Raw genomic sequence first — 16237 nt, forward strand, 5'->3', positions numbered from 1 at the left:
CAGAGTGGCATCGCCGTCAAATGTAGGCCTTCACGGAGATTACACGTCATGTCGTCACCGCTGACGTTAAGGTTCCTTGGTTTGCCCAACCATTTTTGCAAGCTCTGAAAATGGTGGGATGTCCAGTTCGCCTTGCGCGTTGTTTGCGATCTGCAGAAGCCTGATCGGGAAGCAGATCGCGTCACGGTTGGCCGGTGACATGTCTTCGTAGGTCCGCTCGTCACCTGTCATGGACGCCTCTGCCTTTCGCAGGGCGGTATCGATCTCGTCAATTGACAGCAGACCTTTGTGAACGAGCAGGTTGTTGATTGACGCGACCGCCATCATCAACCCTTCAAGCTGAAGATTGGCAACGTTCATGGCTTAACCGTGTTTCCGCTGCCCGGCCTCGCCGGGGCGTTCTGGCCATCGGATTGGTGCGTCTTGTCATCCACCTCATTGACTGGCCGCGTCAGACCGACCCCACTCTTGGGTTTCTTGTTGCCGGCCGCATCCTGAGAGAACGCATCCGAAGGATCAGGACCTGTTCTAGCCGGGTACTTCGTTGCGCCGGTCTCGCGACGGTTTTCATTATCAGGCATTTTTGATCACTCCAATCGGATGACCGATAACCATTACGAGCCCGGCGAGTTCCGGCGCCGCATGGAACATTTCTGGCCGTTCGTGCAGAGACAAGCGGGCGTGTCTCTGCAATCGCGCCTCGCGCACTGGCGGCAGGTCTCGCTTTCGTTGCCGACAGCACTAGGTTGCTCGTTGAGGTAAAAGGAATTCCCCATGCGGGTGGCACGCGAAGCCTGGGTTCTTGGCAAGGAGAGCATCCTCGGATTCATCAACGACAATGCCCTCAGCCACGGTGCGGCGATGGCGTTCTATGCCGTTACGTCCCTGGCCCCGATCTTGTTGATCGTTGTTGCGATTGCTGGACTTGTCTTTGGGCATGAAGCAGCTCAACTCGCTCTGTCGGCCGAAATCGCAGGCGTGATGGGATCGCAAACCGGCGACCTTCTGCGCAGCACCATCGAAAGCGCTTCTCACAGAACCGCCGGCACTCTTGCCACCTTGGTGGGCATCGTCACCCTCTTCGTGACAGCCTCCGGGGTGTTTGGCGAAATGCAGCTTTCGCTCAACACAATCTGGAAGATTGACCCACCACCCATGTCTGTGTCGCGATTGGTGCGGGCGCGGGCGGCTAGCCTGGGCCTGGTTGCGGCGTTGGGATTTCTACTGCTTGTGTCGTTGGCGGCAAGCGCCGCCATTTCCGCACTTGGCTCTGTCATCAACGCCCATCTGCCGTTCGGCACGATCATTCTCGCGTCGATAAACGGCGTTGTATCCTTCGTGCTGATTTCCGCTCTGTTTGCCGCGATCTTCAAGATCCTGCCGGACCGGTCGCTCGCTTGGCGCGATGTCGCAATTGGCGCGGCAGTGACCGCTTTGCTCTTCACCATCGGCAAGTCGCTGATTGGCTGGTATATCGGAACCAGCGCGATCGCATCCTCCTATGGCGCGGCGGGTGCACTGCTGGTCGTGCTGCTTTGGGTTTACTATTCGTCTGAGATCTTCCTGCTCGGCGCCGAGTTCACGCGGGCCTATTCCGTCCGTCTCGGCAGTCGGTCCGACCTTCAACCGATAGTGGAGGCAGAGAGCCCGTCGCGACAGACATCGAACCCTGGGCCAACTATCCAACGCGAGGTGCAGGCCTGGATTGTGATCACGGGTTTGCTGACCTTCGTGGCGACACGGGTCTGGCCATCGCGGCGATCTTAGCTGCTTCCCACCAATTCTGTTTCTTTGGAACGCAACCCGGACACCGGAATTGCATAGGAACAGGAGGTTGCCCATGCCAAAATTTCGCTTTGAGACGACAGTATCCGGCCAGACTACTGCTTTCCAGGAAGAGCTAGCGAGTGCGGAGATGGCCAGTCCAAGAGCAATAGAGATGGCGCGCGTAGCGGTGGCGGCGGAACCTGGGTCAGGAACCAAGCAATCGGGATCGACTATCAAGGTCTACGATGAAGCCGGATATCTGGTCGCCACAGTCAATTTTTCCGACGTGTTGCCGAGTGATCCGGACGCCGGACAGCATGGGACTGGCGACGCGGTTGTCGAAGAACCGGGTGTGATGCGGTCTGGCTGACCCGTGGTAGATCAGGGTTTCACGTTTCGCTCACGCGATCCCCGGCAGGGCAATTTGCTGAGATCGCGAGGTCCTCGGCCATCGTCGGATGCTAGAGCTGAGATTCGATCGGGAGGTGACGGACGAAGACCGCCAGGATACGGCGAAAAAATCCGGCTTCTGGTTCATGCGTATAGTCCTGAATCTTGCCTTCGCCGCATCCATGCCAATGCAGAACATTGTGCTTCAGTTCGAGCCGATAGCTTGTTTCCGGAGATATTTCCGATTGGAATCGATGCCGCAGCTCGGCGACCAATTTCGGATCCTCAAACAGCACGCCCATTTCCGAGTTCAAGGACACTGACCGTGGATCGAAATTGAAGGAACCGACGAAGCCGATCTTGTCGTCGACGGTGAAAGCTTTCGTATGCAGACTGGCGCCCTTCGAGCCAAACACCGAGATTGCCGAGCGCCGGTTGAACGGCTGAAGCTCGAAAATTTTGACGCCATTCCTCAGCAGCCGCTTGCGATAGTTTGCGTAAGCGCCATGGACTGCGGCCACGTCGGTAGCGGCCAGGGAGTTGGTCAGAACCGAAACGTCAACACCGGCGCCGACAAGGTCCAGCAAGATCGCTGTGCCCCTTTTGCCGGGGATGAAATAGGGCGACACAATTTCCAGACACCCGCGCGTGGATTGGATGATCGGACGCAGCTCTTTCATAAGCCAGCTGCGACGTCTCCAACCACGAACTTTCTCCGGCGGATCGGAAATGACCCGCACGCCATCCACCCAATGAACGTCGTTGCTGGCCGCAATAAACTCCGTGATCGAGCCCCGGTTGCCGATGCCGTTCAGGAATTTGGGATCGGGGCCGGTATCGCTTCCTTCAAGCCATTTGGCATGCTCATGCTCAGCCACTGATCCCAAGGTTTTGATTGGCTTGGCTTCATTGCAAGCCCAGAAGGCATCGAATATCGCCGCGGTTTGCCGTACCGCAGGCCCCAGGAGCAGCAGATCGAGGTCCCGGAAATTGGTTTCTGCCGCATCGAAATAGGCATCGCCAACATTCCGACCGCCGACAATGGCAAATTTGTCGTCGACGATCCAAGCCTTGTTGTGCATCCGTCGCGTCAATGCAAAGAGCCGCAACAGCACTTCCACACCACGCATGATCCGGCCGCGCCTGATACCGCTCGGATTGAACAACTTCAATTCGATGTTTGGATGGTTGTTCAGCGCCAGATATGCCGCATCATTTTTACGCGGATTGACGTCGTCAAGGAGCATGCGCACCCGAACACCGCGCTCAGCAGCTCGAAAAACCTCGCGAAGCAGCAAGCGGCCGGTGTGATCATCATGCCAAAGGTAGTACATCAGGTCGAGGCTGCGCTCAGCGCTCCTTGCGGCCAGCACGCGCAGAGCGAAAGCGTCATAATTGTCCGAGACAAGCAGCAAGCCGCTCTTGCCGGTTTTGATGTTGTCGTCTGCGGTTCGCGAAAGTGATACGTCCATAAAAATTGCCACCTTTGGACGGCGCTCGCTGCCATCCCGCTCAAATCATAGCTAGAACCATTCTGAGGTATTCTGGTTGCATACGCAGCGTCCAATCACCCAATTCCTGGATGCAAGCAGGGCCAGCAATCAAGCGGCTGCAGAGCGGTCAGGAGGCTTGAGAGGCGTTGCCCCGACTGCTCTGCTGCCGCTGCGGTACTTGCGTCTCCTGCAGTCCCAGGCCCTCAGACCGCACGACCGTTGGCGGGAGCCCGATGGCGTGCGCCCCGCCGCGGCTCTTCGACGAGAATGACGTGGTCGTTGTTCTCAGTGAAGCGCAGGACCCTTTAAATTTAGATATCTCCATTATCCCGGAACCGGGTTCGGGTTTCCGAGTTAAGAAAATGCTCGCGACGGGCAATTTTCAACAGAGGAGACGGCACAATGCCCACTGCCAAGAAAGCCAATGGCAACAACAAGGACCTGGAGGACCTTTTCCTCGATGGCCTCAAAGACATCTACTATGCCGAGAAGAAAATTCTGAAAGCCTTGCCGAAGATGGCCAAAGGCGCATCCGAAGAGCAAGTTTCGGCAGCATTCGAGAAGCACCTCGCTGAAACCGAGGGGCAGGTCGAACGTCTGGAGGAGGTCTTCGAGATTCTCGGCGCTGCCGCGCGCGGCAAAACCTGCCCGGCGATCGACGGCATCCTGGAGGAAGGATCTGAAATCCTTCAGGAGTACAAGGGTTCGACTTCGCTCGATGCAGGGCTCGTCGGTGCCGCGCAAGCCGTGGAGCACTACGAGATCGCCAGGTATGGAACCCTGATCGCCTGGGCTACGACGCTCGGCAAGGACGACGTGGTTGCGCTCCTCAATGCGACACTTGAAGAGGAGAAGGCCACCGACGAGGCGTTGACTGCCCTCGGTGAAGCCGGCGTCAACGAACGAGCGGCAGAACGGAGAGCGGCTTGATTTGATCGCCTACCCAACCGCCTCGGCGACCCATGTGCCGAGGCGGTCCCGGGAGATGAAGGACATGATCACGCATATCTACAAAGGACTGGAATGTTTCCTGCTTGAGTGTTCGGCCGCGCTGGTCAGGCGCCGCGCGCTTGGCGGTTCGCGCAGCGATCCTCGGCAGCTGCGAGAAGAGCGCAGAGATGAGTTCAGGGCCCGCAAAGCCGCCGAATGAGCGCCAAGATGGAGAGTCGGATGGGCTTCTTTGGAAAATATTTCTCAGGACTGTTGAGCAAGAAATCGACTGACGGCAAGGGGAGCGGCGATATGCGGAAAGCTACCGGCGCGGGTCCGGCAATTGCCGCGCATTCCAAAGATGCAAAGACATCCGCTGCTTCCGGTCAAAGCACCAATGCTTCGAGCAAAAATGCAGATGGACGATGACAAAAGGCAAGATTTGGCTACCGACTCTAGGTCGCATCGAAGCGGCGCAAAGACGTTAAATCGTCGAGATGACCCGCATCGCAACCTTCAACGTCAATGGCGTCAACGGCCGACTGCCAGTGCTTCTCAAGTGGCTTGGCGAAACCGGCTATGACATCGTCTGCCTTCAAGAACTGAAGACCTCTGACGAAAAATTTCCCGTCGATGCGATTAGAAACGCCGGCTATGGCGCAATCTGGCACGGACAGAAGTCCTACAATGGCGTGGCAATCCTCGCTCGCGGGATTGAGCCGCTGGAACGTCGTCGAGGTCTGCCGGGCGATCCCGACGATTCGCACAGCCGCTACATCGAGGCAGATGTGAATGGGCTTGTTGTCGGCTGCCTGTATTTGCCCAATGGCAATCCAGCGCCGGGGCCGAAGTTCGACTACAAACTTCGCTGGTTCCGACGTTTGATCACCTATGGCCAGGTGCTGCTCGGCGATAGCTCACCGACCATCCTGTGCGGCGACTATAACGTCGTTCCAGGCCCGATCGACGCGGCGGTGCCGGGGCGCTGGGTTGGCGATGCCGTTTACTTCCCCGAGAGCCGGAGCGCGTACGCCGAAATGCTTGCTCAGGGCTGGTTCGATGCGGTTCGTCGCATTCATCCAGAAAAAGGAATTTACACCTATTGGAACTTCTCCTACCGCGGCGGGTACGATCGGAGTTCCGGGCTCCGGATGGACCATCTCTTGCTGAGTTCATCCCTATTGGATCGCCTGAAGAATGCCGGAGTAGATGCCGAAACGCGTGCATGGGACAAGCCGAGCGATCATGCGCCAGCCTGGATAGAACTTGATTGAGCTTCCTCGGCAAGGAGCCTGAAGACCTGGTGGCGCTCCTTCGTGATTACATTTGGCCGCGCATGTCTATCGTCAACAATGAGGACTGCCGGCGCCAAGCGATCAAGGACGCAATGATGACAACCACTCAAAAGGAAGCTGAACTGATTGCGCGCCTTGCACGCCAGCATGGCGTCACTGATGGCGCTGTCATGGCTGTCCTTGAGGCGTTGCGGCGTGGTGGTGGAACCATGGCCCAGTTCAGCCACGTCGACTTCGGAGGAATGTCACAATGGTCCTCCGGCATGACGATGGTCGGCGACATGTTCGATGACAGCCTCAAGGCGAAGCTCAACACTATCGCGGCGGAGCTCTCGGCCTACCTGCGCGATCATCCCGCCAAGCCACAACGCGACGACACGAGCTATCGTTCTGCAGCTATGGCCCACGCCGGCTCATGGTGGCCTGAGGAGTTTGGGAGCCCGTCTGCCGCTGGTTCTCAAAACAATATGCGCTACGCAGCGTTTCCTGAGCAAAGCCGCCTGGTCATGGACGATCATGGAAAGATGGAGATTTATGACACAGGCGACCATCGCATATCCGGTGTTTCGCAGAGCCAGAGCACGGACTCCACCCTGACCTTTGTCAGCCAGCACGGCGTGGTCCGCGTATCTGATCTCAAGCGCGTATCTGCGACGTAGGTCAGGGCCGCTTCCATGCAGACAGTCACGCTCATCGGCTATCTCGCGACCGTCTGCTCGATGAGCAGTTTCACCCCGCAAGCCTGGAAAATCATCAGGACACGAGAGACAAGCGGCATCTCCGCACCGATGTATGCCATCACTGTGTTGGGCTTCGCCTTGTGGCTGGCCTTCGGCATCATGAAGGCAGAGTGGCCGATCATACTCACGAATGGCGTCTGTCTCCTGCTGTCAGCGTTCATTCTCACAATGACAGTCCTGCCGCAGGCTGAGAAAGATGCGGTTGCCAAGGCTTTCGACCCCGACGACTAGATTAGCGCTTCCAACTTTTCAGCAGCGGACCTTGGCTCCCATATGCAGGATCCTTGCGCGGACGCCCCACCCTGGGGATCGTTGCGAGCGCACCGCTATGCTGATCCTTGCTCCTACATTCGTCATAAGTCCCAAACGGAGGATACGCGCCGACAACCAAAAAATCATCGGATGCCAAGAGGCATTGGTGCCCGGTGCCTGCCGGGAGGACCGCGACGTCACCGGCCTTCAGCGACAGCGTTCGTCCTTTCTTGCCGCCAAACCGGACTTCAGCGTTTCCGCGCGCAATGCCCAGAACCTCGTGTATTTGCGAATGATAGTGAACATAATCATAGATGCCGTTTCGCCAGCTATCGCCCCATCCGTTTGCCTCGAAAAGCACCTCCATGACGGCTGCTGGATCAAGTCCTTCGGGCAATTCGACGGCGCCGCGATAAACGACGAGCGGCCATGCTGGATGATTGGGCACAAGTCCATCATCCTTGAACCAGAACTCATTCGACTTTCGCTGCCTCACCAATCCGGCGACGATTTCCATGCGCGGTCTTGCGAAACCGGTGACGTTCTCGAGCACCTTCTTGCTGGTTTCCAAAATGCTCATCGACGCTGCCTCTAAAGCAGAGGTTAGTTTAGCCGCTCGCTCAGAGCTCGACCTTTGCGTTGTCGCCCACATTCGGCTTGGCGCCGGTAACGGCCGCAAACACCATCGTTGCGGTAGCCATGATTAGCCCCGGGCTGTCCCACAATTCGCCTTCGTCGGGTTTGACCGTTATCAGACGAATCTCGGGATCATCGGCATTATCCCACCAGGCTGAGTCAGTTTTCTCCCAGAGCTCGGCGATCTTTTCCCTGTCATTTGTCACTGTGGCCGGGCCTGACATCGTGACGTATTTGTAGTGGCTGTTGTCACTCCAGGCCAATGTGACCTTTGGATAGGTCGACAGTTGCTTGCTCTTGGCGCTGTCGTCATTGACGAGGAAATATATGGCGTTTTCTTCACGGACCACACGCGCAGATAGCGGACGGGCTCGATTGTACTCGCCGTCCCAGGTCACAAACATGCAGACGTCGATGTCCTCGGCGAGTTCCCAGATGCGGTCTGTCGCCTCGGCGGGCGTGAGGTCCGTCTGCTGCTCTCGGCGGTTAGCCATAAGCGTCCTCCTGCGGGTAAATATCCTCGCTTACAACTCACGTCCCGCCACGACGTTCCAACTCACTGGGTCCTTCGGCTTGCTAAAGCGGTGGAACTTTCGAAATTGCCGGAAGTTTGGATGGCAAACGCGAGGCCATGATGGCGGACAAGACGCTTCGAACATCAAAACGGACACCCGAGCAGGACGCAAAGGGTCAGTCGGAAAAGGACCACAAGGGCGGGGGAAGCGATGGCGTCGCCAGCGCCGATCCGCGGGTGATCTCCGGCAAAAAAGACGGCGACGCGACATTCCCTGTCAAGGGACCGAAGAAATAGCTATGAGCCCATTAGTCGGGCATCTGGCGGTGTCATCGATGCGCGGAGACAATTGACGAACGGGCTGAAATCATTTCGCGATGACACTTTGCTACCGTCACCGACGCGGATCACCTTCAACCCTCAGGAGTTTCATGGCCGCATGACGCGCATCCGCCTGAAGGCGCTAATGGCAGCCTGGAAATCACGCGACCTTTGAAAAGAGAGCGACGTCGCATCTGGCCAAACCATAGCGCCATCGGTGATCGGTTGTGGCAACCCGGCTCTGGTAGAACAGTGAAAGCTGACTGCCATCGATCATCACTGTCGAGTGGCCGTTCTCGCCCGGTTGACCTGGCTCCAACACGGGGCCGATCGAAACGTAAGGCCCGCTGACCTCGTCGGCGATGGCAAAAAACACCCGTTGCCGGTTTCCCCGAAGGCCGTTCGGAAGAAAGCAAGTGGCGTTGAGAAGCACCCGGCCATCCGGCAGCTCGATCAGTTGCGCGCCCTCAATGCCCCATTCGTAGTCGGGATCATCTCTGGTGTTATGGTGGGGAACATCGTTGTGGTCGAGGATTTTGCCGATCCGCTTCCACGGACCGAACCACGAGTCGGACTGGCTACGTGCCAGATAGATGTCGGGCTGAGGCACCCTGGTGAATTTTGGCATAGCCGAATAAACCAGGTAGCGCCCACCGCCAATGACTGCTGGATGCGGATCGTAAATGCCGTCCTCTTCCGTGTCCGGGATGGCCAGAATGGCCGGACTGAGGACTACCCAATGGAACCCGTCGTTGGAAACCGCATGCTCGCAACGGCCACCCGACTTCATGAATTCCGTTTGGATGAACATGTGGAAGACGCCGCACTCGTGGGTCACACCGGGAGCCGCAACACCAGTACCGTTGATTGGAAGTTCGATCGGCTCATGCTCGGCCCACGGCCCATAAAGATCGGGCGCCGTGGCATGCAAGATTCTCCACGTCTCGGTGGTGACCGTGCCGCTTGACCCGAAGACGTGCCAGACACGGCCATCGAAGACAGGACACGGGTCCTTGAGATCATCCACGCTTTGCGGATGAAACAGTGGAAAAACGTTGGTTTCAAAGTTGATGTTCATGTCAGCCCCGGAATTCGCCTCGGCAGTCGGAGACGCGCAGAGATACAGGCGAATCATTGATGTTAGGCACATTCTATAGCCAACGAGTTCAACGCAAATACGGCAATGCCGCTGTCCACCAGCATTCCTCGTTCAACCACGCTTTCAGTGGCGGCCGGGTTCCGACAGCCGCCCTCGCCTCCGCACCCAGATCCCGCTTCGTGCGTGGACCAAGCGGGCGACCGGGCCTTCTTCATTTCAGTTGGAACAACTCACCTGATCGAAAGTTAGGAGCTGGAACTTAGTAGTTCTCTCCATTCGCGATTAACAAATGTTAATCGTAACATAAATAGTGTCACAGAGGGAGTATGTCAATGGAAGCGGCCTTTGGCGGGGTAACCGGCAGTCAATATGTTCGTCGCGAAAATATACTGGTTTGCTTCTCCCACTTACGATGGAATTTTGTTCACCAGCGTCCGCAGCATCTCCTCACCCTTGCATCCGCTCAGCAGCGAGTGGTCTATTTTGAAGAACCCGTTTTCGAAGAATTGCCGCAGCCGCTGATGCGGACCAGCGTGGCATCGGAAAACATTCTGATTGTCACACCAGTGCTGCCGCTTGGCACGTCGGCCGCGAAAGCAGATGCCGTCCAGCGGAGATTTGTGCAGCAGACCATCGCTTCTATGCCGCATAGCCGGCTGATCGCCTGGTACTACACCCCAATGGCTCTTCGCTTTACGGAATTCCTCGACCCAGACATATGCGTCTATGACTGCATGGACGAACTCTCTGCGTTCAGGAATGCGCCCCCCGAGCTGGGCCAGATGGAAAAGGCGCTTCTTCGCCGCGCGGATCTCGTTTTCACCGGTGGTCTAAGCTTGTTCGAGACCAAGCGTCACCTCCATCCCGCCATCTTTCCATTTCCGAGCAGCATCGATGTGAGGCACTTTCACATCGCAAGACAGCCAGGAAGGGACCCAGCCGACCAGGCGGGCATTCCTTCCCCGAGGGTTGGATATTTCGGCGTCATCGACGAGCGGCTGGACGTCGATCTCGTGGCGCTAGCGGCAAAGACAATGCCGGACGTGCATTTCGTCATGCTCGGTCCGGTTGTCAAGATCGACCCTGCAAGCCTGCCGCAAGCCGAAAACCTGCATTGGCTTGGCCCGAAAGCCTACTGCGATCTGCCCGACTATTTGCGCCATTGGGACGCCGGATGGATGCCGTTTGCCCTCAACGAGGCCACGCGTTTCATCAGCCCGACCAAGACGCCGGAATTTCTCGCGGCGGGTCTGCCGGTGATCTCGACGGCAATCGTCGACGTGGTGCGCAGTTACGGTGCTGCCGGGCTGGTGGAAATCGCCGACTGTGACGATCTGGAAATCAAGCTGCGCTCCGTTCTTTCGCGACCGCGTCAGATGCTCCTGCAGCAGGTCGATGCCTATCTTGCGGACATGTCCTGGGAACGGACATGGAATGCCATGGCAGCTCACATTGAGCGCGCCTACCAACGCAAGAAGGTCGTGCCCCTTCGCAGGAGTGCATAGCCATGTTCGATTGGCTGATCGTCGGCGCGGGTTTCGCCGGCAGTGTGCTTGCCGAACGGATAGCGTCGCAGCGTCAGGAAAGCGTTTTGCTGATCGATCGCCGCAGCCATGTGGGAGGCAACGCCTACGACTGCTACAATGAAGCCGGCATCCTCATCCATCGCTACGGCCCGCACATCTTCCACACCAACAGCCAAACGATCGTGGACCACCTTTCGCAGTTCACGCAATGGCGGCCGTACGAGCACAGGGTGTTGGCGGCCGTGGACGGGCAACTGGTTCCCATCCCGATCAATCTCGACACCATCAACCGGCTTTACGGGCTGGACCTGACCTCGGCACAGCTGGAGGATTTCTTCGCGTCGAGACGCGAAACGGTGGAGGATGTCCGAACGGCTGAGGACGTTGTCGTCAGCACCGTGGGGCGCGAGCTCTATGAAAAATTCTTCCGCGGCTACACAAGAAAGCAATGGGGCGTCGATCCCAGTCAGCTGAGCAAATCCGTGACGGCACGAGTGCCGACCAGGACCAACCGTGACGACCGCTATTTCAGCGACAGCTTCCAGAAAATGCCGGCCGGCGGGTACACGCGGATGTTCGAACGCATGCTCGATCATCCGAACATCAAGATCATGCTGCAGACCGACTTCCGTGAAATTCGTGAGAAGATACCGTTCAGGCGCATGGTTTATACCGGCCCGATCGATGAATATTTCGGCTGGCAGCTCGGGCACCTTCCGTACCGTTCGCTTCGTTTCGAGCACGTTACACTGGATTGCGAGCAATTTCAGCCGGTTGCCGTGGTCAATTATCCCCAGACGGAAGATTACACGCGCATTACCGAGTACAAACATCTGACCGGCCAGCAGAGTTCGCGGACCAGCCTGACCTACGAATACCCCACGGACATCGGGGACCCGTACTATCCCGTGCCCCGGCCCGAAAACGAAGTGCTCTACAAGCGCTACGAAGCGCTCGCGGCAAGCTGCCCAGACGTGTGGTTTGTCGGCCGGCTTGCAACTTACCGCTATTACAACATGGACCAGGTAGTCGGACAGGCTCTGGCCACTTTCGCGCGCATCCAAAAAAGCCTCCCGGTCTGGGCACGCACGGAGGAGCCGTTGTTGGCCGAGCCGAGAAGATAGTTTCTTCCAAGACGGAAGATCGGGCGGGTATCAGAAGGAGAAACTCGATGGATACAAACTTCAACTCGGAAAGCCGTGAGATATTTATCGTCGGCTTGCGCAACGCGCACGCCATGGAAAATCAAGCGCTGTCGATCATGAAGCCTCAGGTCGAGCGCATAGAGAACTATCCGGAGGTGGCCGATCGCTTGCGCCGGCACATTCAGGAAACCGAAGGCCAGATCACGAGACTCGAGTCCGTCCTGGAGGGCCTTGGTGAGGAGCACTCCACCCTCAAGGACACTGCCTTGTCGATGGTTGGCAGCGTGGCCGCCATTGGACATTCGATGGCCGGCGACGAGATCATCAAGAACAGCCTGGCGAATTTCGCATTCGAGAACTACGAGATCGCTGCCTACAATTCGCTGCTGGTACTGGCCGACGCCGGGGGCTTCCAGGATGCTGAAAGGGCCCTCAAGCAGAACCTGAACGAAGAGGAAGCCATGGCCAACTGGCTCAAGGAAAATCTGAGCGACGTTACCATGCGATATGCCAGGCTGCGCGAGGCTGGGGCGACTGCAAAAAGCTGATGCACCGCGCCGGCGCGGGCGGCGTTTCGAAACAGACGCTCGCCCGCCCCTCCCTCGTTTTAGGCCTCTTCAAGGTGTCGTGTCCGCCACGAGAAGACCTTGCTGACGGGCCAGTTCATCTGCTGTGGGTTTGCGCAGGTGTCGCCTGCCGTCAGCCTGGATGACGGAAAACAAACCGACCTCGGCATGTCGCGAATTGTCCCAGCCCGGGTAGGCCGTTATCGGGTACAGGCAAATACCCTCGATCGGCGCTCCGAGACTGATTGCGGAACGCACCTCGTCGCAGACATAATGGAGCCAAGCCGGCCCGCCGGATCCCTCGGAGCCGGTCTCCGCAATGAACATCGGCTTGCCGTATCGATGAGCAACTTCTAGCAACATTTCCGACAGGGCGCGGTACTCGTGGTGTCCCATCGGAATCGTCGGCCCGTTTACGTACCATTGATTGTGCGGGTAAAAATTCAAGCCCACGACATCGACAACATCTTCGCTCCCGCCCAACTCAGGTTCGACGCGGCCCAGCAACATGTCGTAAGCTTCGAACTGCCCCTGTCGGGCGTTTTCGGCCCGGCGCCGTTCGCTGCGGGTTCGGTCGCGAGGGGCGATATGGATAAGCGGCTCGGCCCAGACAAATCTGCAGGCGGGGTCGATCTCCCGCATTGCACGAACACCCGCGATGGCGGCCTTCACGAGGTGCCGCTTGAACCATCCACGTTTGTTCGGCCCCACGCGCGGGAAATAGCCGACCTCGACAGCCCATGCGAAAAAGGAGATTTCGTTGATGGGACACAACAGAGGCGATGTTCCGGTGATCGAACGGTGTACCTTGACGGCTTCTGCCGCGAACGAGGCATAGGCGTCGATGAAATGCGGCGACCCCTGATCGACATGGTCCGGAGATCCGTAGTGGAAGATGTCCCAGATTACCTGAACACCTGCCGATCGGGCTGCCTCGACCATTGGCGCCCAACTTGACCAGTCATAGGCTCCGGGAGCGGTTTCGATCAAATGCCAACGCAGGCCGTCGCGGATGGTGCGAAGGCCAAGTTCGGCGCAGCCGCGGTAGTCGCCCAGGGCATGCAAATTATGCGAGGTCGCACGAATAAGATCGAGGCGAACGCCGTCCTTGCGCCGGTGCGAGGAGCATTCAAAGCCTGCCATGAAAAAACTGGCGAAGCGCGAAGCTTCCGGAACCGAGGCCTCCGTCTGGCGTCCCACTTCGCTCATTTTTCGAAGTCTCCTTTGGGCAATCGGCTTCGAACTCGGCCGCCTTGTCCGGACCGGGAACCGCGTTGGCGAAATACCGAATTCAGTCGGGCGCGCCCCATGTTCGTTGCTCAGTCCAGCTCGTCCTTGCGTGGCCGGGTAGTGCCGAACCCATTGGTAGAGCCTTTGTTCCGGTGGTGAACTGTCCGGGAGCCGCGTGGCAAATGAGGAACAAGGAGGCCCGTCCCAAGTTCGGGGCGATGTACCGCCGCCATCATCCACTCGAGCGGCTGCTCAGCAACAACAGAGGCATGGGATCACATGACCGTTCAGATTCGACTTTCCGAGATCGACCACGCCAGGCGCGAGGATCGTGGCGACGGCGCTTGGAGCATCGCACCGGACCTGGGTTACTTGCGGCTAGCAATCGTGAATGTCGTGTTCTTCGGCGCACCGGGCAGCGGAGATCGGAACTGGGTGCTGATCGATACCGGGTTGCCGACGTCTCGCAGCAGCATTCTAGCGGTCGCGGAAAAGCGGTTCGGCGTCAACGCACGGCCGGCTGCAATCATCCTGACCCATGGCCATTTCGACCATGTGGGAACGGTTCTAGAACTCGCAAATGGCTGGGACGTGCCTGTCTTCGCCCATCCACTCGAGCACCCCTATTTGGACGGAACCACATCCTATCCGCCACCGGATCCCTGGGTTGGGGGTGGACTGATGGCGCTGCTTTCACCGCTTTTTCCACGCGGGCCAATCGATCTTGGCAGCCGTTTGCAACCCTTGCCCGCCGATGGATCGATCCCCGGAATGCCCGGATGGCAATGGCTGCACACACCCGGACATGCCCCTGGGCATATCTCGCTCTGGCGCGAGCAAGACCGCTCGCTCATCGTAGGAGACGCTTTCATCACCACCGGTCAGGAGTCGGTCTATGAAGTCGCCATTCAGGATCTCGAGATGCACGGTCCGCCGCGCTATTTCACGCCAGACTGGGATGCAGCGGAAAGGTCCGTGAAGCATCTGGCTGCCTTGGGCCCCCAGATGGTCATCAGTGGACACGGTGCGGCTGCTGCGGGAGTGGGCATGCGTCAGGCTCTCGATAATCTGGCTGAGCGATTCAGGGTATTCGCCGTCCCGCCGAAATTGAAATTCGTGCGGGAGCCAGCGTCGCCGATAGCTAGGCCAATCGAGCCTCCATCGTTCTGAAATTATGGTCGGATTGGCGAACGCGGGACCATCGGACAGAGTAACTCGGTCCAGCGGAACAAACCCGGCCGGCGACAGTTGGGGCACTCGCTCAGGGGGCGACACCCTGCGAAGTGCCGCGAGGTTCCGCGCCATGGGTAGGCTCAGATGGAAACCCGATGAACGCATGCCCCTAGCACGCGTTCCCGCAAAGAGAGATTGCAGAACCGGTGTTGTTGCCATCCAGCCCTAAGTTGACACGCCAACTGCTCTGGATCCTCGGAGGCGCATTCTTGCCCGGTTGCGCGGGGGGAGTGCTCGATCCCCAAGGACCAATTGGCGTCGGCAATCGCACGATCCTTTTGAACTCGCTGGCGGTGATGCTGGTGATCGTTGTTCCCACGCTTGTTGCACTTCTGGCATTCGCCTGGAAGTTCCGCGCCTCGAACAGCAACGCCCGCTATAACCCGGAGTTCACCTATTCGGGACGCGTGGAGTTGATCGTCTGGTCGATCCCGACGCTCACCATCCTGTTCATTGGCGGTCTGATCTACTACGGATCGTATCAGCTCGATCCGCGCAAACCGATCCCTTCTAGCCAGCCGCCGCTCGACATTCAGGTGGTGGCGCTCGACTGGAAATGGCTGTTCCTCTATCCGGAGCAGGGCGTGGGCGCTGTCAATCAACTGGTTATCCCCGCCGGTGTTCCAGTGCGTTTCAAGTTGACCTCGGCCAGCGTGATGAACACGTTCTTCGTGCCCCAGCTTGGCAGCATGGTCTACGTCATGAACGGCATGCAGACCGAATTGCATCTGCAGGCCGACCGCGAGGGCAGCTTTTTCGGCCAGTCGGCGCACTTCAGCGGCGACGGCTTCTCGGATATGAATTTCAGTGTGAGCGCGGTTTCAGCCGATGCCTTCACCCGCTGGGCGTCATCGCTGCGTGGCGGGGGCGGCGTGCTCAACGCCAACGCCTATCGCGAACTCGCCCGGCAAAGCACTAATGTGGCGCCGGCTTCCTTCGGTCATGTCCAGCCTGGGCTGTTCGAAGCGGTCGTTCAGCAGACGCTCCCACCGGGTCCGGGGCCTGCTGAGAGCGCAGCCAGCGGCGAGCCACAGGTGAGCCCAAGGGCATTACCCGCGGCGGCGGCAACGATGACCCATCATCCACAAGGCGCAGAATGA

20 protein-coding genes are annotated in these 16237 nt (G+C 58.4%); 14 read left to right on the forward strand and 6 right to left on the reverse strand.

What is annotated here, in order from left to right; translation table 11 throughout:
* Positions 1–66: 66 nt before the first annotated feature.
* Positions 67–360 (reverse strand): hypothetical protein, encoded by a 294-nt coding sequence (locus NLY44_RS13450; protein WP_023687836.1) that lies wholly within the window; start codon positions 358–360, stop codon positions 67–69.
* 414 nt (positions 361–774) lie between these two features.
* Here NLY44_RS13450 and NLY44_RS13455 point away from each other — a divergent pair, with 414 nt between their 5' ends.
* Both NLY44_RS13455 and NLY44_RS13460 read left to right on the forward strand, forming a co-directional pair.
* A complete protein-coding gene (locus NLY44_RS13455; protein WP_023804848.1) occupies positions 775–1767 on the forward strand; it encodes a YihY/virulence factor BrkB family protein in 993 nt (330 codons plus the stop codon).
* A 73-nt stretch (positions 1768–1840) separates the two neighbouring features.
* Positions 1841–2137 (forward strand): hypothetical protein, encoded by a 297-nt coding sequence (locus NLY44_RS13460; RefSeq protein ID WP_023752158.1) that lies wholly within the window; start codon positions 1841–1843, stop codon positions 2135–2137.
* Between the two features lie 91 nt (positions 2138–2228).
* Here the strand turns inward: NLY44_RS13460 and NLY44_RS13465 are convergent, their stop codons facing one another.
* Positions 2229–3629 (reverse strand): phospholipase D family protein, encoded by a 1401-nt coding sequence (locus tag NLY44_RS13465; RefSeq protein ID WP_023804847.1) that lies wholly within the window; start codon positions 3627–3629, stop codon positions 2229–2231.
* Positions 3630–4052: 423 nt separating this feature from the next.
* Here NLY44_RS13465 and NLY44_RS13470 point away from each other — a divergent pair, with 423 nt between their 5' ends.
* From NLY44_RS13470 to NLY44_RS13495, 6 genes are all read left to right on the forward strand, one after another.
* Positions 4053–4580, forward strand: coding sequence for a YciE/YciF ferroxidase family protein (locus NLY44_RS13470; protein ID WP_023668043.1), 528 nt, complete (start codon positions 4053–4055; stop codon positions 4578–4580).
* Between the two features lie 64 nt (positions 4581–4644).
* A complete protein-coding gene (locus NLY44_RS13475) occupies positions 4645–4800 on the forward strand; it encodes a hypothetical protein (protein WP_155921618.1) in 156 nt (51 codons plus the stop codon).
* Positions 4797–5009 (forward strand): hypothetical protein, encoded by a 213-nt coding sequence (locus NLY44_RS13480; RefSeq protein ID WP_245259911.1) that lies wholly within the window; start codon positions 4797–4799, stop codon positions 5007–5009. The genes NLY44_RS13475 and NLY44_RS13480 overlap by 4 nt, the downstream gene beginning before the upstream one ends.
* A 68-nt stretch (positions 5010–5077) precedes the next feature.
* Positions 5078–5854 carry an exodeoxyribonuclease III gene (gene xth / locus NLY44_RS13485; RefSeq protein WP_023668041.1) on the forward strand — a complete coding sequence of 259 codons (777 nt, stop codon included), beginning with the start codon at positions 5078–5080 and terminating at the stop codon, positions 5852–5854.
* Positions 5851–6534: a hypothetical protein gene (locus tag NLY44_RS13490; RefSeq protein ID WP_023714643.1), complete on the forward strand. Its 684-nt coding sequence runs from the start codon at positions 5851–5853 to the stop codon at positions 6532–6534. Before xth ends, NLY44_RS13490 begins: the two co-directional genes overlap by 4 nt.
* 15 nt (positions 6535–6549) lie before the next feature.
* Positions 6550–6846, forward strand: a complete 297-nt coding sequence (locus NLY44_RS13495) for a SemiSWEET family sugar transporter (RefSeq protein WP_023804846.1) — start codon at positions 6550–6552, stop codon at positions 6844–6846.
* A 1-nt stretch (position 6847) separates the two neighbouring features.
* On the opposite strand, the gene NLY44_RS13500 is transcribed toward NLY44_RS13495, so the two are convergent.
* Together NLY44_RS13500 and NLY44_RS13505 are read right to left on the reverse strand one after the other, a co-directional pair.
* Positions 6848–7447 (reverse strand): cupin, encoded by a 600-nt coding sequence (locus NLY44_RS13500; protein WP_023804845.1) that lies wholly within the window; start codon positions 7445–7447, stop codon positions 6848–6850.
* 40 nt (positions 7448–7487) lie between these two features.
* Positions 7488–7997: a pyridoxamine 5'-phosphate oxidase family protein gene (locus NLY44_RS13505; protein ID WP_023729504.1), complete on the reverse strand. Its 510-nt coding sequence runs from the start codon at positions 7995–7997 to the stop codon at positions 7488–7490.
* 137 nt (positions 7998–8134) lie between these two features.
* Between NLY44_RS13505 and NLY44_RS13510 the strand changes: the two genes are divergently transcribed.
* The gene (locus NLY44_RS13510) at positions 8135–8314 is read left to right on the forward strand and encodes a hypothetical protein (protein ID WP_023748063.1); all 180 of its coding nucleotides are present in this window, start codon (positions 8135–8137) and stop codon (positions 8312–8314) included.
* A 184-nt stretch (positions 8315–8498) separates the two neighbouring features.
* Here NLY44_RS13510 and NLY44_RS13515 read toward each other — a convergent pair whose 3' ends face one another.
* The gene (locus NLY44_RS13515) at positions 8499–9416 is read right to left on the reverse strand and encodes a glycoside hydrolase family protein (RefSeq protein WP_023700021.1); all 918 of its coding nucleotides are present in this window, start codon (positions 9414–9416) and stop codon (positions 8499–8501) included.
* A 353-nt stretch (positions 9417–9769) separates the two neighbouring features.
* On the opposite strand from NLY44_RS13515, the gene NLY44_RS13520 reads away from it, so the two are divergent.
* From NLY44_RS13520 to NLY44_RS13530, 3 genes are read left to right on the forward strand one after another with little or no spacing between them, the layout of a single operon-like run.
* A complete protein-coding gene (locus tag NLY44_RS13520; RefSeq protein ID WP_031201462.1) occupies positions 9770–10942 on the forward strand; it encodes a glycosyltransferase family protein in 1173 nt (390 codons plus the stop codon).
* A 2-nt stretch (positions 10943–10944) separates the two neighbouring features.
* Positions 10945–12087 carry a UDP-galactopyranose mutase gene (glf, locus tag NLY44_RS13525; protein ID WP_023754459.1) on the forward strand — a complete coding sequence of 381 codons (1143 nt, stop codon included), beginning with the start codon at positions 10945–10947 and terminating at the stop codon, positions 12085–12087.
* A 47-nt stretch (positions 12088–12134) separates the two neighbouring features.
* Positions 12135–12656: a ferritin-like domain-containing protein gene (locus NLY44_RS13530; protein ID WP_023687824.1), complete on the forward strand. Its 522-nt coding sequence runs from the start codon at positions 12135–12137 to the stop codon at positions 12654–12656.
* Between the two features lie 69 nt (positions 12657–12725).
* Here the strand turns inward: NLY44_RS13530 and NLY44_RS13535 are convergent, their stop codons facing one another.
* Positions 12726–13883 (reverse strand): hypothetical protein, encoded by a 1158-nt coding sequence (locus tag NLY44_RS13535; RefSeq protein WP_023804843.1) that lies wholly within the window; start codon positions 13881–13883, stop codon positions 12726–12728.
* A 300-nt stretch (positions 13884–14183) separates the two neighbouring features.
* Between NLY44_RS13535 and NLY44_RS13540 the strand changes: the two genes are divergently transcribed.
* Together NLY44_RS13540 and cyoA are read left to right on the forward strand one after the other, a co-directional pair.
* Positions 14184–15074 (forward strand): MBL fold metallo-hydrolase, encoded by an 891-nt coding sequence (locus tag NLY44_RS13540; protein ID WP_023668030.1) that lies wholly within the window; start codon positions 14184–14186, stop codon positions 15072–15074.
* Positions 15075–15271: 197 nt separating this feature from the next.
* Positions 15272–16237, forward strand: a complete 966-nt coding sequence (gene cyoA, locus NLY44_RS13545; RefSeq protein WP_084627195.1) for a ubiquinol oxidase subunit II — start codon at positions 15272–15274, stop codon at positions 16235–16237.

The organism is Mesorhizobium sp. C089B (assembly GCF_030323125.1).
Classification (GTDB): Bacteria; Pseudomonadota; Alphaproteobacteria; order Rhizobiales; family Rhizobiaceae; genus Mesorhizobium.

Bases quoted from the DNA above. Each gene is read 5' to 3' on its own strand.
- NLY44_RS13450 (WP_023687836.1), bottom strand. From the start codon at position 360: ATGAACGTTGCCAATCTTCAGCTTGAAGGGTTGATGATGGCGGTCGCG.
- NLY44_RS13455 (WP_023804848.1), top strand. From the start codon at position 775: ATGCGGGTGGCACGCGAAGCCTGGGTTCTTGGCAAGGAGAGCATCCTC.
- NLY44_RS13460 (WP_023752158.1), top strand. From the start codon at position 1,841: ATGCCAAAATTTCGCTTTGAGACGACAGTATCCGGCCAGACTACTGCT.
- NLY44_RS13465 (WP_023804847.1), bottom strand. From the start codon at position 3,629: ATGGACGTATCACTTTCGCGAACCGCAGACGACAACATCAAAACCGGC.
- NLY44_RS13470 (WP_023668043.1), top strand. From the start codon at position 4,053: ATGCCCACTGCCAAGAAAGCCAATGGCAACAACAAGGACCTGGAGGAC.
- NLY44_RS13475 (WP_155921618.1), top strand. From the start codon at position 4,645: ATGATCACGCATATCTACAAAGGACTGGAATGTTTCCTGCTTGAGTGT.
- NLY44_RS13480 (WP_245259911.1), top strand. From the start codon at position 4,797: ATGAGCGCCAAGATGGAGAGTCGGATGGGCTTCTTTGGAAAATATTTC.
- xth (WP_023668041.1), top strand. From the start codon at position 5,078: ATGACCCGCATCGCAACCTTCAACGTCAATGGCGTCAACGGCCGACTG.
- NLY44_RS13495 (WP_023804846.1), top strand. From the start codon at position 6,550: ATGCAGACAGTCACGCTCATCGGCTATCTCGCGACCGTCTGCTCGATG.
- NLY44_RS13500 (WP_023804845.1), bottom strand. From the start codon at position 7,447: ATGAGCATTTTGGAAACCAGCAAGAAGGTGCTCGAGAACGTCACCGGT.
- NLY44_RS13505 (WP_023729504.1), bottom strand. From the start codon at position 7,997: ATGGCTAACCGCCGAGAGCAGCAGACGGACCTCACGCCCGCCGAGGCG.
- NLY44_RS13510 (WP_023748063.1), top strand. From the start codon at position 8,135: ATGATGGCGGACAAGACGCTTCGAACATCAAAACGGACACCCGAGCAG.
- NLY44_RS13515 (WP_023700021.1), bottom strand. From the start codon at position 9,416: ATGAACATCAACTTTGAAACCAACGTTTTTCCACTGTTTCATCCGCAA.
- NLY44_RS13520 (WP_031201462.1), top strand. From the start codon at position 9,770: ATGGAAGCGGCCTTTGGCGGGGTAACCGGCAGTCAATATGTTCGTCGC.
- glf (WP_023754459.1), top strand. From the start codon at position 10,945: ATGTTCGATTGGCTGATCGTCGGCGCGGGTTTCGCCGGCAGTGTGCTT.
- NLY44_RS13530 (WP_023687824.1), top strand. From the start codon at position 12,135: ATGGATACAAACTTCAACTCGGAAAGCCGTGAGATATTTATCGTCGGC.
- NLY44_RS13535 (WP_023804843.1), bottom strand. From the start codon at position 13,883: ATGAGCGAAGTGGGACGCCAGACGGAGGCCTCGGTTCCGGAAGCTTCG.
- NLY44_RS13540 (WP_023668030.1), top strand. From the start codon at position 14,184: ATGACCGTTCAGATTCGACTTTCCGAGATCGACCACGCCAGGCGCGAG.